This window comes from Alsobacter sp. KACC 23698 (genome assembly GCF_045348435.1).
GTDB lineage: Bacteria > Pseudomonadota > Alphaproteobacteria > Rhizobiales > Beijerinckiaceae > Alsobacter.
Genome location: NZ_CP157484.1, coordinates 1638754 through 1652497, shown reverse-complemented (window position 1 = coordinate 1652497; position 13744 = coordinate 1638754). Strand labels below are relative to the sequence as shown.

Sequence of the window (13744 nt, the reverse complement as noted above, 5' to 3'; positions counted from 1 at the left end):
GGGCCGGGTTCATGGCCCATTTCCACCTCGCCTCGCTGGTGGGCGTGCGCAACGTGGAGGTCACGGGCGTCTACAGCCCCCGCCCCGGCCGCCGGGACGCGTTCGCCGCCAAGGCGCGCGAACAGGAGCTCGGCCCCTGCGTCGCCTATGAGAGCATCGAGGCGATGCTGGCCTCGGGCCAGGTCGACGCGGTGTGGCTCGTCAATCCGAACCACGCCCGGATCGAGGCGATGACCGAGATCCACCGTCTCGTGAAACAGGGCGCCACCGGGCTTCGCGGCATCGCGTGCGAGAAGCCGCTGGCGCGGACGCTTCGGGAGGCCCGGCGCATGCTGGAGCTGGTCGAGGACTGCGGGCTGTTGCACGGATACCTGGAGAACCAGCTGTTCTCCACGGCGGTGCTGCGGGGTCGCGACATCATCTGGCGGCGGGCCGTGCCGACGACGGGACGCCCCTACATCGCCCGCGCCACCGAGGAGCATAGCGGCCCGCACGAGCCCTGGTTCTGGCAGGGAGAGCTGCAGGGCGGCGGCGTGCTCTCCGACATGATGTGCCACAGCGTCGAGGTCGGCCGCTTCATGCTCACCGCGCCCGGCGAGCGGCGCGACGCGCTGAAACTGGTCTCAGCGAGCGCCACGGTGGCGAACCTGAAATGGACCCGGCCGGCCTATGCGGAGCGCCTGAAGGCATCGATGGGCTCGGCGGTCGACTATGGCCGACGCCCGGCGGAGGACTTCGCCCGCGGGCTGCTCACGTTGCAGGACCCCGACGGCCATGAGCTGATCATCGAGGCCACGACCTCGTGGGCCTATGTGGGCGCCGGCCTGCGCATCACGCTGGAGCTGCTGGGGCCCGAATACGCGATGGAGTTCAACTCGCTCGGCACGGGCCTGAAGGTCTTCATGTCGCGCGCCGTCACCGGCAGCGCCGGCGAAGACCTCGTCGAGAAGCAGAACGCCGAGCAGGGCCTCATGCCGGTGCTCGAGGACGAAGCCGGCGTCTATGGCTACACGCTGGAGAACCGCCACTTCGTCGAAGCCTTCCGCAAGGGCGAGGTCCCGATGGAGACCTTCTGCGATGGCGTCGAGGTCGTGCGCATGCTGATGGCGCTCTATCGCTCGGCGGAGCTGGGCCGCACGGTCCAATTCGACGACGAGGACCTGGAGGACTACGTCCCCGTCGTCGCGCGTCCTCCCGCGCCAGCCGGATAGGAAGCGCGCTACAACGCGCGCTCGGTCTCCACGTCGAACAGCTTCAGCGCCGAGGCGGGAGCGCCGAGCCGGACGGCGCCGCCCACCGCCGGCGGCGTCTTGGCCGACGCGGAGGCGAGGATGAGCTGATCGCCCATCTCCACATGCACGAAGGTCTCCGGCCCGAGGGGCTCCACGACGGCGACCAGCCCCGTCAGGACCAGGTCGGCGGGCTCGTCCGGCTGCAGGACGCGCAGCTCCTGCGGCCTCACGCCCAGCCAGACGCGCCCGGATCGAGGGAGCGTCGGGCGCGGAACCCGAACCTCTGCGTCGCCCAGCCGGACCGCGCCGTCGCGCAGCTCCGCCGCCATGATGTTCATGGTGGGGGAGCCGATGAAGCGCGCCGTGAAAACATCGGCGGGGTTCTCGTAGAGCTGCATCGGCTCGCCGATCTGCAGGATGCGGCCATCGCGCATCACCACGATCCGGTCGGCCATCGTCATCGCCTCGACCTGGTCGTGCGTGACATACACGATCGTGGAGCCCAGGCGCTGGTGCAGCCGCTTGATCTCCAGCCGCATCTGGGATCGCAGCTGGGCGTCCAGGTTCGACAGCGGCTCGTCGAACAGGAACGCGGCCGGGTCGCGCACCATGGCGCGGCCGATGGCGACGCGCTGCCGCTGGCCGCCCGAAAGCGCCGAAGGGCGGCGCTCGAGCAGCGCCTCCAGGCCGAGGATGCGGCCGACCTCCTCGATCTTGGCGCGCTTCTCGGCCTTCGACAGCTTCGACGTGTAGAGGCCGAAGCCGATATTCTCGCCCACGCTCATATGCGGGTAGATCGCGTAGTTCTGGAACACCATGGCGATGTTCCGCTCCTTGGGCTCCAGCCGGTTGACCACCCGCCCGCCGATCCGGATCTCGCCGCCGTCGATCTCCTCGAGCCCCGCGATCATGCGCAGGGTGGTGGATTTCCCGCACCCCGAAGGGCCCACGAAGACGACAAACTCGCCGTCCCGGACATCAATGTCGATGCCGTGCACCACCTGCACCGGCCCGTAGCGCTTGACCAGGCGTTCGATCGCGATGGCGGCCACTAGGCGGCTCCCTTCAGGGCGGCGAACGCCGCGTCCAACTCGCCCCGGGCCGCCCGCTCGCGCTCGGCGATCGCCCCGGCCGCCGCCGTCTGGGCGTCGAGCCGCCCGCGGTAGCGGGCCAGCGCGGAGGCGAGCGCCTGCGGCCCCGGCCCGCCGAAGCGCTCGCGCACCGCCACGAAGCGCTCGGGCGACACCGCCTCGCCGAAGCCGTTGGCGGACAGGGTCGGGTCGCGGCCGGCGTGACGCCGGAACGCCGCCAGGAACGGCGCATAGCCGTCTCGCGGCAGGTCGCCGTCGGCGGCCACGACCTCGCGGGCGACCTCGGCTGCGATCTCGTGCGCCTGGCGGAAGGAAAGCCCCTCGCTGCGCACCAGGCTGTCGGCCAGTTCGGTGATCGTGATGCAGGAGCGGCGGATGGTGTCGGCTACGCGGCGGTCATCGACCTGCAGGCTGGGCAGCAGCGCCGCGAGCAGGTCGAGCACGCGCCCGCCGGTCTCGAAGGCCTGGTAGCCGGCCTCGTGGGTTTCGCCTTCCGCGTCGTTCATGTCCGTGAAAGGCGTGTTGTGGATCACGTCGCGGATCATCCGCGCCCGCCCCATCGTCTGAGACGCCAGATGGCGCAGGTGCTCGATCGGCACCGGATTGCGCTTTTGCGGCATGATGGAGGAGATCTGGACGAAGGCGTTGGGGACGTAGATCTGTCCCACCTCGAAGGCCGTCCAGAACTGCAGGTCCTGGATGACCCGGCCGAGATGGAGGAAGACCAGCTCCAGCGCGCTGAACGTCGCCGTCACATAGTCGACCGCCGCGATGCACCCGTAGGAGTTCTCCAGCGGGGCCTGGAACCCGAGCAGGCGCGCCACGCGCGCGCGGTCGATCGGAAACCCGGAGGTGGTGATCGCCGCCGCGCCCATGGGCGAAAGGTCGAGCAGCTCGCGGGCCTGCATCAGGCGCTCATGGTCGCGCAGCATCACCTCGATGGCGGCCCCTAGATAATGGCCGAGGGTGGACGGCTGGGCCGGCTGTCCATGCGTGTAGGCCACGATCAGGGTGCGCGATTCCCGCTCGGCGAGGTCCAGCGCCGCCGCCGTGAGGCTCCGCAGCTGAGCCGCCAGCCGGTCGACGCGCGGCTTCAGGGCGAGCTTGAAGAGCGTATGGTCGATGTCGTTGCGCGAGCGGCCGGTATGCAGGCGGCCTGCCTCGTCCGGTCCGAGGCGGCGGCGCAGTTCGGCCTCGATGGCGAAAAAATAGTCCTCCACCTCGCCCGTATAGACCAGCGCCGCAGGGTCGAGCTGCGCGTCGATCTCGCTGAGCGCCCCGGCGATGCGGGCGGCCGCGTCGCTCGGCAGAATCCCGGTCTCCGCCAGCATGACCAGATGGGCGCGGTCGATGGCGCGGAAACCCTCGACATGGTGCGCCTTGGCGGCGTCGAAGAGCGGCCGCAGCACCGTCTCCTTGTAGACGGGGTCGGGAAAGACCGATCGGTCGTCGGCGCGCGGATCGCGGCTCATGGGTTCAACCCTTCAGACCGGCCAGCACGACGCCGCGGACGATGTAGCGCTGCAGGACCAGGAAAACGAGAAGCGTGGGCAAGGTGGCGAGAGCCGCGCCGGTCATGATCAGCTCCCACTGGATCTGCTGTTCGACCGCGAAGCTCGAGAGCCCCACCGGGAGCGTGTAGAGCTCCTTGCTGGTCGTCACGATCAGCGGCCAGATGAAGGCCGTCCAGTTGCTCAGGAAGGTGAAGATCGCGAGGGCGGAGAGCGCCGGCGTCACCAGCGGCATGGCGATGCGCCAGAAGATCGCAAACTCGTTCAGCCCGTCCACGCGCGCGGCTTCGAGGAAGTCGTTGGGCACGGTCTCGAAGAACTGCTTCATCAGGAACGTCCCGAAGGCCGTCATCATGCCCGGAAACATGATGCCCCAATAGGTGTCGAGCCATCCGACGTTGCGGGCCATCACGTACCAGGGGATGACCAGCATCTCCGTCGGCACCATCAGGGTCGACAGGATGGCCAGGAAGACGAAGTAGCGGCCCCGGAACTCGAACTTCGCCAGAGTGTAGCCGACGAGGCTGTCGAAGAACACGTTGGACAGCGTCACCACGGTCGCCACGCCCATGGAGTTGGCGAACCAGCGCAGGAAGCGGCCGTCCGACAGCACCGCGACATAGTTGTCCAGCGTCGGGTGGGCCGGAACGAGCCTCAGGTCATAGACCTCCGACGACTCTTTCAGCGAGGTCGAGAACATGAACACCAGCGGCAGGATCATGGCCAGGCCGCCCGCCAGGAGCAGGACCCACGCGACGGCGCGCCCGAAGCCAGCCCGGGACTGAAGGGCGGAGGCGCTCATCAGCGATCCCTCAGGAGGCGCAGCTGCACCAGCGAGACGCAGAGCAGGGCCAGGAACAGCACGACGGTCTGGGCCGCCGCATAGCCCATGTCGAAGGACGAAAAGGCCGTCTGGTAGATGAGCAGCACGAGGGGCTTGGTGGCGTTCAGGGGTCCGCCCGGATCATTCGTGGTCATGTTGTAGACCTGGTCGAAGATCCGCAGGAACCCGATCGACGAGAACACGACCAGGAAGATGATGGTGGGACGCAGCAGCGGAATGGTGATGCGCCTCAAGATCGTCAGGTCCGACACCCCGTCGATGCGCGCCGCCTCGTAATAGGTGGTCGGGATCGCCCGCAGTCCGGCGAGGAAAATGATCACCTGGAAGCCCAGCCCCGCCCAGATCGCCGGCGCGAGCACGGACGGCAGGGACTGGGTGGTGGACCGCAGGAAAGGCTGCTGTGGAAACCCGAGCGTCGCCAGCACGTCGTTGAAGAGCCCGATCGGAACCGGTTGGTAGAACCACCGCCAGACCCAGGCCATGGCCGCCGCCGTGGTCAGGAAGGGCAGGAAATAGAGCGCGCGGATGAACCCGTGCAGGAAGCGGACCCGGTCCAGGTGGTAGGCGATCGTGAACGCCAGCACGAGGCTCAGGGGCGTGCCGATCGCCAGATACAGCACCGTGTTGCGGAACACCTGCCAGAACACCGGGTCCGACAGGAGCCTCCTGAAATTCAGCAGCCCGACGAAAGCGGGCTTGGACAGGAGGTTCCAGTTGGTGGTGGAGAGATAGAAGGCCTCCGCCGTCGGGTAGAACCGGATGGTCGCGTAGAACAGGACCGGGACGGCCAGGAAGGTCCAGGCCCAGACCACCTGCTTCTGGCGCAGCCCGAGCCCGGCCTGCCCCCCGATGAGGCCCGAGAGCCAGGTCACTTCGGCGCGTAGAAGCGGTCCAGGATCGCCTGCTCCGCCTTGGCCGCCTCCGCGAGCGCGGCCTTCGCGTCCTGGTTCTGGATGAGCACCCGGTTGGCGAGGTCGAGCGCGACCTGGCGCTGGCCGGCCTCGTCGACGAAGACGGTGGCGGTGGAGTAGTTCAGCGCCTTCAGGAACGGCCCGTAGATGGGATTGGACAGGTTCTTGTCCGTCTCGGCCGCGGCCTTGCGGGCGGGCAGCTCGCCGACCATGTCGAGCCACACCTGCATGGCCTCGGGCGAGGTGACATAGGCGAGGAACTTCTTGGAGGCCTCGAGCTTCTCGCCGGTCGCCTTGGTGGTGATGGCGTTCACCCAGTAGCTGGCGAAGTCGTAGCGCTTGCCGTCCGGCCCGGCCGGAAGTTCCGCGACGCCCCACTCGAAGCCCTTGATGCCGTTGAACGCGCCCAGGCGGAAGCTGCCGTCGATCGTCATGGCGGCGCGGCCGGCGCGGAACGCGGCCTGCCCCTCGTCCATGAAGCCGGCCTGGCCGACCTTGTGGACGCGCTGGAGGTCCGCGTACCAGTTCAGGGCCTTGGCGCCGGCCTCGCTGTCATACGTCACCTTCTTGTTGTCGTCGCTGTAGGGCGCGCCGCCCATCTGGCGCAGGAGCGTCTCGCGCCACCAATGATAGTCCTGCCCGGGGAAGTCGAGCGTGATGCCTTCCGACAGCAGGTTGCCGGCGGCGTCGCGCTTCACCGTTTTCTTGGCGAAGTCGAGCAACTCGTCATTGGTCTGGGGCGGCTTGGCCGGGTCGAGGCCCGCGTCCTGGAAGAGCTTCTTGTTGTAGAAGAGCGCGAGCGAACGCACCGCCGTCGGCAGGCCGTAATAGTCGCCGTTGCGCTTCATCGCCGAGACGATCGGGTAGAACTCCTTCTCGATCATCGCGGGCGGAAACGCGTCCTTGGGCAGGGGCTGCAGGAACTTGGCCCCGACGAAATTGTCGAGCCACCCGTAGAATAGCTGGACCACCTCCGGCCCCTGCCCCGCCGGGAGCGCGGCGGCGATCTTGGTCTGGTAGTCGGCGTAGGGGAAGGTCGTGTGCTTGACCTTGATGGTCGGATTGGCGGCCTGGAAGCGCTTGATCAGCTCGTCCATCGCCTTGATGCGGGCGTCGAACACATACTGCCAATACTCGATCTCGACCGTCTGGGCGGCCGCGCCGGCGACAGACCCGAATGACAGGGCCAAGCCAAGCAAAATTCCCCGAACGCCCAGCATGGCTTCACTCCCTACAATCGCGAAACGCCCGCCTCCATGGCGGCGCGCGCATGCTTGTATGGCGTCCGGGACGTGTCAAACGGATTGTTACGACTTTAGGCTGCTCCCGGAGGCGCGATCAGACGCCGCGCCGCAACGGGCGGTCGGGAAACCTCAAGACTGTGTCGGAGAGGTCTGGCGCCCGGGCCGAGGCTGTGGCGCGCCCAACGGGACTCGAACCCGTGTTTTCGCCGTGAAAGGGCGACGTCCTAGACCGCTAGACGATGGGCGCAGCGCGAGGGGGCTTATAGGCGGGATCGGGGCTGGCGACAAGCCTTCTCGACGAGGCCCGCGGCCGCGGTCCGGACCCTCCCCAAGCGGGCGATAAACCACTAGACAGGCGATCGGATAGGGCCGGGAACGCAGAGGATCGCCGTGGACGAGAGAGCTGGCGCGAGGCGCCCGGCGGGCGCAGGCCTTTCGCCCGACGAGGGCGCGGGGAACGCGCGGGAGGTCCTGGCCGCGGGTCGGCCGGCGGCCGATTCGGCGGGGTCGCCCGGGCTCGGCATCCTGATGATGCTGGTCGGCATCTTCCTGTTCGTCTGCAACGACGTGATGGGCAAGTGGCTGGTGGCCACCTACAGCGTCGGGCAGGTGCTGCTGATCCGAAGCCTGTTCGCGCTGGTCCTCCTGGCGCCGATGATCCGCCGCGAGGGCCTACGGCCGATCCTGAATCCGCCCCGCCCCGGGCTGCAGCTGCTGCGGATCGTCTTCTCCACCCTGGAGGTCGCGGCCTTCTACTGGGCCGTCGCCTATCTGCCGCTGGCCGACGTGGTGACCTTCTATCTCTCAGGGCCGATCTGGGTGACGGCGCTGGCCGGGCCCCTCCTCGGCGAGAAGGTAGGCTGGCGGCGCTGGACCGCCGTGCTGGTCGGCTTTGCGGGCGTGGTGATCGCCATGCGGCCGTCGCAGGCGGCCTTCGGCCTGCCGGCCCTCACGGCCGTCGCGGGCAGCCTGCTGTTCGCGCTGCTGATGATCACGACGCGCCGGCTGCGGCAGACGAGCGGCGTCACGCTGGTGACCTGGCAGGTGCTGGGCGCCCTCGCCTTCGGCGCCGTCGCCGCGCCGTTTCACTGGGTGACGCCGACGCCGAAGGACTTCCTGCTGCTCGGCATGCTGGGCGTGGTGGCCACCGTCGCCCATATCTGCGTCAACCGGGCGCTGGCGCTCGCGTCGGCGGCGGTCGTGGTGCCCTACCAGTACACGCAGATCGCCTGGGCGGTGCTGCTGGGCTGGCTCGTGTTCGGCGACCTGCCGGAGGCCGCCGTCTTCGCCGGCTCGGCCGTGATCGTGGCGGCGGGGCTCTACATCTTCCTGCGCGAGCAGGCGCTCGCCCGCAAGGCCGCGGCCCAGGACCCGTCCTAGGGTCGACCGGCCGGCCGGCCGATGTCGGCGAGGCGCAGCTGCACGCGTTCGGCGCCCTGCCATCGGTCGACGGCGAGCTGGCCGGCGGCGTGCACCACCTCGCCCCGCGACTCGAACAGCGCGTTGCCGAGCGGCTGGCCCACGGCCCGGAAGGCGATGCCGTCCAGCGTGGCGCCGTCGCCGGACTTGAGCCGCACGCGGACATGGCCGCGCCCTACCTCGACGGCCTCGACGAGCCGGTGCGAGGGCAGCGCGAAGGTCGGCTCGGGATGGCCCGACCCGAAGGGCCCGGCCGCCTCGATCCGGCCGAGGAGGTCGAGCTTGGCGCCGCCCGCCGTGATGGCGGCGTCGATGGACAGGCCCTTGTCGGCCCGCGCCTGCGCGACCGCGTCCGAGAGGCGCTCCTCCAGGAAGGCGGCGAGGTCGGGCAGGCGCTCGCGCGCCAGGGTCGCGCCGGCCGCCATGGCGTGGCCGCCGCCCTTGACGGCGATGCCGGCCTCCACCGCGGCCCGCACGGCCTTGCCGATGTCGACCCCGGCGACGGAGCGGGCCGAGCCGGCGCCGAGCCCGTCCGCCCCGAACGCGAAGGCGAAGGCCGGGCGGCCGAAGCGCTCCTTCAGGCGCGAGGCGACAAGGCCGACCACGCCCGGGTGCCAGGCGTCGGAGCCGACCGCGATCACTGACGCGCCCTCCTCGTCCACGCCGACCTGGCCGAGCGCCAGCCCCTCCCCTTCGGCCACCATGGCCTGCTCGATGACCTGCCTCTCGCCGTTGAGGCGGTCGAGGGTGGCCGCGATGGTCCCGGCCTCCGTCTCGTCCTCGCTCATCAGCAGGCGCGCGCCCAGCGCCGCGTCGCCGATGCGGCCGCCGGCGTTGATGCGCGGGCCGAGCAGGTAGCCCAGGTGGTAGGGGCGCGGCGGACCGTCGAGGCGCGCGACATCCGCCAGCATGCGCAGGCCGACGCGGCCGCGCGCCTTCATGACGGCGAGGCCCTGGCGCACGAAGGCGCGGTTGAGCCCGACGAGCGGCACCACGTCCGCCACCGTGCCGAGGGCGACGAGGTCCAGCATGCCCATGAGGTCGGGCTCGCCGCCCTTGGCCCAGAAGCCGCGGCGGCGCAGCTCGCGGTTGAGCGCCACGAGGGCGACGAAGACCACGCCGGCGGCGCAGAGCGAGCCCAGGCCCGACAGGTCGTCCTGGCGGTTCGGATTGACGATGGCGACGGCCGGCGGCAGGTCCTCGGGCGCCTGGTGATGGTCGATCACCACAGCGTCCATGCCGAGCCGTCGTGCTTCGCCCAGCGGCTCGTGGCTGGTGGTCCCGCAGTCCACCGTGACCAGCAGGGTCGCGCCGGCCGCCGCCAAGGAGCGAATGGCCTCGCTGTTGGGGCCGTAGCCCTCGATCAGCCGGTCCGGGATGTGGATCCGCACCGGGACCCCGCAGGCCTGCAGATAGGAGGCCAGCAGCGCCGACGAGGCCGCGCCGTCGACGTCGTAGTCGCCGAAGACGGCGACGCTCTCGCGCCGCATGACCGCGTCGGCGAGCCTGGCGGCGGCGGCGTCCATGTCGATCAGCGTCGAGGGGTCCGGCATCAGGGTGCGCAGCCGGGGCTCCAGGAACCCCGGGGCGTCGACGGCGGCGACGCCGCGGCCCGCCAGGACGCGGGCGAGCACGTCGTCGAGGCCATGCTCCTGCACGATCGCCAGGGCGGCGGCCTGGCCGGCGTCGTCCAGCCGGTCGCGCCAACGCCTGCCGGTGGCGGAGCGCTCGACGCCGAGAAAGGGACGGATCATGCGTCTGGCATAGCGCATGCGCGCGAGTCGGGGAATCGGCCCGCGCCGCGCGTCCACCGGAAAAGGCGGGCGCCTGCCCTCAGGCGAACTCGACCGCCACCACGCCAGGCACGGCCTTCAGCGCGCCGGCGACCTGCGGCGTCGCCTTGTAGCGGCCCGGCAGCTTCACCTCGACCTCGCGCTGGCCGTCCTCCAGCATCAGCACCAGGGCGATCTCGCCGTCGCCGCGCTCGCGCAGGCGCTCGGCGATGCTGCGGACCGGCTTGTCGTCGCGCAGGAACACCCGCATCGAGGATTTCAGCTTCTCGGCCGCGACCTCCAACGGTTCGGCCGTGCCGATGCGCGCGCGCACCTCGTCGCCCTCGGCCGAAGCCTGCAAGGTGAGCACCACGGCCCGGCCGGGCTCCAGCAGGTCGCGATACTGGTTCAGGCCCTCGGAAAAGATGATCGCCTCGAAATGTCCGCTCTGGTCGGAGAGGGCGAAGATGCCCATCTTGGATCCGGACTTGGTGCGCCGCTCGCTGCGGTCGAGCACCGTGGCGGCGACCCGCCCCATCGAGACGCCGCCCCGCACGGCGCGGGCGAAGTCCGACCAGCGCTGCACGCGCAGCCGCTCCAGCACGTGGCCATACTCGTCGAGGGGATGGCCGGTGAGGAAGAAGCCGATGGCGTCATATTCGCGCTGCAGCCGCTCGGAGGCGAGCCAGGGTTCGTAGGGCGGCGTGCGGATCACCTCGACATGGCCGGCGCTGCCGAAGATGTCCGCCTGCCCGGCGGCCGCCTCCTCCTGGGCGCGGTTGGCGTGCGCCATGACGCCGTCGAGGAGCGCCATGCAGCGGGCCCGGTCCGGGTCGAGCTCGTCCAGCGCGCCGGCCGCGATCAGGCTCTCCAGCGTGCGCTTGTTCGCCAGGCGCGGGTTGAGACGGCGGGCGAAATCGGAGATGTCCCGGAAGGGCCCGTCCCGGCGCGCCGCCACCAGGCTCTCGACGGCGTGCGCGCCCACGCCCTTCACGGCGGCCAGCGCATAGCGGATGGCGTAGCCGCCCGCGCCGTCCGGATGCACCTCGAAGGTGACGCCTGAGCGGTTGAGGCTGGGCGGCTCGACCCGGATTCCGAGCCGCTGCGCCTCGCGCCGGAATTCGGAGAGCTTGTCGGTGTTGGACATGTCCAGCGTCATCGACGCAGCCAGGAACTCCACCGGGTAGTTGGCCTTCAGATAGGCCGTCTGGTAGGCGACCAGCGCGTAGGCCGCGGCGTGCGACTTGTTGAAGCCGTAGTCGGCGAACTTGGCCAGGAGGTCGAAGATCGTGTCGGCCTGCTGGCGGTCGACGCCGCGCTCGACCGCGCCGGAGACGAAGCGCACGCGCTGCACCTCCATCTCGGCCTTGATCTTCTTGCCCATGGCGCGGCGCAGCAGGTCGGCCTCGCCGAGCGAATAGCCGGACAGGATCTGGGCGATCTGCATCACCTGTTCCTGGTAGATGATGACGCCCTGCGTCTCCTTCAGCACCGTCTCCAGCTTGGGGTGCATGAAGTCCGGCTCTTCATCGCCGTGCTTGCGGGCGCAATAGACCGGGATGTTGGCCATGGGCCCCGGCCGGTACAGCGCCACCAGGGCGATGATGTCCTCGAACCGGTCGGCCCGCATCTCGACCAGCGCCTTGCGCATGCCGGCCGATTCCACCTGGAACACCGCGACCGTCTCGCCGCGCCCCAGCATCTCAAAGGTCTTCTTGTCGTCGATCGGGATGGAGGAAAGGTCGATCTCGATCCCGCGCTGCTTCAAGAGGTTCACGGCCGTCTTCAGGACCGTGAGGGTCTTCAGACCGAGGAAGTCGAATTTCACCAGCCCGGCCGGCTCCACCCACTTCATGTTGAACTGGGTGACCGGCATGTCGGATTTCGGGTCGCGGTAGAGCGGCACGATCTGCTCGAGCGGCCGGTCTCCGATGACGATGCCGGCGGCGTGCGTCGAGGCGTGGCGGTAGAGGCCTTCCAGCTTCTGCGCGACCACCAGCATGCGGGCGACGACCGGATCCTCGGCGGCGGCGGCCTGGAGCTTGGGCTCGCCCTCGATGGCCTGGGCCAGCGTCACCGGGTTGGCGGGGTTCTGCGGCACGAGCTTGGTCAGCTTGTCCACCTGCCCGTAGGACATCGACATCACGCGCCCCACGTCGCGCATGACGCCTCGGGCCAGCAGCGAACCGAAGGTGATGATCTGCGCCACGCGGTCCTGCCCGTAACGCTTCTGCACGTAGCGGATCACCTCCTCGCGGCGATCCTGGCAGAAGTCGACGTCGAAGTCGGGCATCGACACGCGTTCGGGGTTGAGGAAGCGCTCGAACAGCAGGCCGAAGCGCAGCGGGTCCAGGTCGGTGATGGTCGTCGCATAGGCGACCAGCGAGCCGGCGCCCGATCCGCGGCCGGGCCCCACCGGGATGTCCTGCGCCTTCGCCCACTTGATGAAGTCCGCGACGATCAGGAAGTAGCCCGGATACTTCATCCGCTCGATCACGGAGAGCTCGAAGTCCAGCCGCTGGCGGTAATCGTCCTCGGTGAGCCCCGGCGCGATTCCGTGCGCCTCGATCCGGCGCGTCAGGCCCTCCTGGGCCTGGCGGCGCAGCTCGGCCGCCTCCTCGGCCACGACCAGCGCGGGGTCCTCGTGGTCGCCGGTGGTGAAGCGCGGCAGGATCGGCTTGCCGGTGCGCGGCCGATAGCTGCAGCGCATCGCGATCTCGATGGTGTTGGACGCCGCCTCCGGCAGGTCGCCGAAGATCTCCACCATCTCGGCGCGCGTCTTGAACGCGTGGTCCGGGGTGACGCGTCGCCGCTCCGGATCCGACACCAGCCGACCGTCAGCGATCGCCAGCAGGGCGTCGTGGGCCTCGTAGTCGTCGGGCTTCGGGAAATAGGGCTCGTTCGTCCCCACCAAAGGCAGGCGCCGGGCGTAGGCGAGATCGATAAGGTCGTTCTCCACCCCGCGCTCGCTGTCGACGCCGTGGCGCTGGACCTCGACATAGAGCCTGTCGCCGAAGGCCTGCGCCAGCATGTCGAGCCGCGCGCCCGCAAGGTCCAGCTGTCCGGCCGCGATGGCCTTGTCGATGGGGCCGTCAGGTCCGCCCGTCAGCGCGATCAGGCCCTGCGAGCAGGCGAGCAGTTCGGCGACCTGCACATGCGGCGGCTCGCCGGGCGCCGGTCCCATATAGGCGCGGGAGGCCAGGAGCATCAGGTTGGCGTAGCCGGCGGCGTCGGCGGCCAACAGCACCAGAGTGGGCCTGGTCGGGACCGTCAGCCCCCTCCCCGGTTTGTCGTCGCCCATCTCCACGGAGAGCTCGACGCCGGTGATGGGCTGCACGCCGGCGGCCGACATCTTCTCGGAGAATTCCAGGGCGCCGAACAGGTTGTTGCTGTCCGTCAGGGCCAGCGCCGGCATGCGGTCCTTGATGGCGAGCTTCTTCAGCTCGTCGATGCGCAGCGAGCCTTCCAGCAGCGAGAAGGAAGAGTGCACGTGCAGGTGCACGAAGCCGACATCGCCCAGAACCCGACTCACGCTCAAGCCTCCCATCGCCGCCGCAGCACTCTCGCCGCCCGCGCGGGTGCGGTCCAGCGGACCGCGCTCCGCGGCTGTTGACGAGGGACGGTCCCGTCCCTTTTCCCGGCGCCCCGCTGCATCGGCGCCACCCCGCCAGGGCGGCCGGCCCGTCGCGGACCGCGCCGATCCTCAGGCCGGGAAGGCGT

General features: G+C 69.8%; 9 protein-coding genes and 1 tRNA gene. 2 read left to right on the top strand and 8 right to left on the bottom strand.

Translation table 11 applies throughout. From position 1 onward, the window contains the following. The first annotated feature begins 11 nt into the window (after positions 1–11). A complete protein-coding gene (locus ABEG18_RS07635) occupies positions 12–1211 on the top strand; it encodes a Gfo/Idh/MocA family protein (RefSeq protein WP_406858560.1) in 1200 nt (399 codons plus the stop codon). Positions 1212–1219: 8 nt separating this feature from the next. Here ABEG18_RS07635 and ABEG18_RS07630 read toward each other — a convergent pair whose 3' ends face one another. The 6 genes from ABEG18_RS07630 to ABEG18_RS07605 form a co-directional block, all read right to left on the bottom strand. Beyond that, the gene (locus ABEG18_RS07630) at positions 1220–2284 is read right to left on the bottom strand and encodes an ABC transporter ATP-binding protein (protein ID WP_406857476.1); all 1065 of its coding nucleotides are present in this window, start codon (positions 2282–2284) and stop codon (positions 1220–1222) included. Next, positions 2284–3795: an argininosuccinate lyase gene (argH, locus tag ABEG18_RS07625; protein ID WP_406857475.1), complete on the bottom strand. Its 1512-nt coding sequence runs from the start codon at positions 3793–3795 to the stop codon at positions 2284–2286. Before argH ends, ABEG18_RS07630 begins: the two co-directional genes overlap by 1 nt. A gap of 4 nt (positions 3796–3799) precedes the next feature. Beyond that, entirely contained in the window at positions 3800–4636 is an 837-nt protein-coding gene (locus tag ABEG18_RS07620) for a carbohydrate ABC transporter permease (protein WP_406857474.1), read from the bottom strand. Beyond that, positions 4636–5529: a carbohydrate ABC transporter permease gene (locus ABEG18_RS07615; protein WP_406858559.1), complete on the bottom strand. Its 894-nt coding sequence runs from the start codon at positions 5527–5529 to the stop codon at positions 4636–4638. Before ABEG18_RS07615 ends, ABEG18_RS07620 begins: the two co-directional genes overlap by 1 nt. A 17-nt stretch (positions 5530–5546) precedes the next feature. Next, positions 5547–6809 (bottom strand): extracellular solute-binding protein, encoded by a 1263-nt coding sequence (locus ABEG18_RS07610; RefSeq protein WP_406857473.1) that lies wholly within the window; start codon positions 6807–6809, stop codon positions 5547–5549. Positions 6810–7004: 195 nt separating this feature from the next. Next, a tRNA-Glu gene (locus ABEG18_RS07605) sits at positions 7005–7080 on the bottom strand. Between the two features lie 281 nt (positions 7081–7361). Here ABEG18_RS07605 and ABEG18_RS07600 point away from each other — a divergent pair. Beyond that, positions 7362–8213: a DMT family transporter gene (locus ABEG18_RS07600; RefSeq protein ID WP_406858558.1), complete on the top strand. Its 852-nt coding sequence runs from the start codon at positions 7362–7364 to the stop codon at positions 8211–8213. Here the strand turns inward: ABEG18_RS07600 and recJ are convergent. Together recJ and dnaE are read right to left on the bottom strand one after the other, a co-directional pair. After that, on the bottom strand, positions 8210–10006 hold the full coding sequence (gene recJ, locus ABEG18_RS07595) for a single-stranded-DNA-specific exonuclease RecJ (RefSeq protein WP_406857472.1): 1797 nt from the start codon (positions 10004–10006) through the stop codon (positions 8210–8212). The two genes, ABEG18_RS07600 and recJ, sit on opposite strands and share 4 nt — an antisense overlap. A gap of 79 nt (positions 10007–10085) precedes the next feature. Further along, entirely contained in the window at positions 10086–13571 is a 3486-nt protein-coding gene (dnaE, locus tag ABEG18_RS07590) for a DNA polymerase III subunit alpha (RefSeq protein ID WP_406857471.1), read from the bottom strand. Positions 13572–13744 lie beyond the last annotated feature (173 nt).

Excerpts from the sequence above, each read along its gene's own strand:
- ABEG18_RS07610 (WP_406857473.1), bottom strand. The coding sequence starts at position 6,809 with ATGCTGGGCGTTCGGGGAATTTTGCTTGGCTTGGCCCTGTCATTCGGG.
- argH (WP_406857475.1), bottom strand. The coding sequence starts at position 3,795 with ATGAGCCGCGATCCGCGCGCCGACGACCGATCGGTCTTTCCCGACCCC.
- recJ (WP_406857472.1), bottom strand. The coding sequence starts at position 10,006 with ATGATCCGTCCCTTTCTCGGCGTCGAGCGCTCCGCCACCGGCAGGCGT.
- dnaE (WP_406857471.1), bottom strand. The coding sequence starts at position 13,571 with ATGGGAGGCTTGAGCGTGAGTCGGGTTCTGGGCGATGTCGGCTTCGTG.
- ABEG18_RS07620 (WP_406857474.1), bottom strand. The coding sequence starts at position 4,636 with ATGAGCGCCTCCGCCCTTCAGTCCCGGGCTGGCTTCGGGCGCGCCGTC.
- ABEG18_RS07600 (WP_406858558.1), top strand. The coding sequence starts at position 7,362 with ATGATGCTGGTCGGCATCTTCCTGTTCGTCTGCAACGACGTGATGGGC.
- ABEG18_RS07635 (WP_406858560.1), top strand. The coding sequence starts at position 12 with ATGGCCCATTTCCACCTCGCCTCGCTGGTGGGCGTGCGCAACGTGGAG.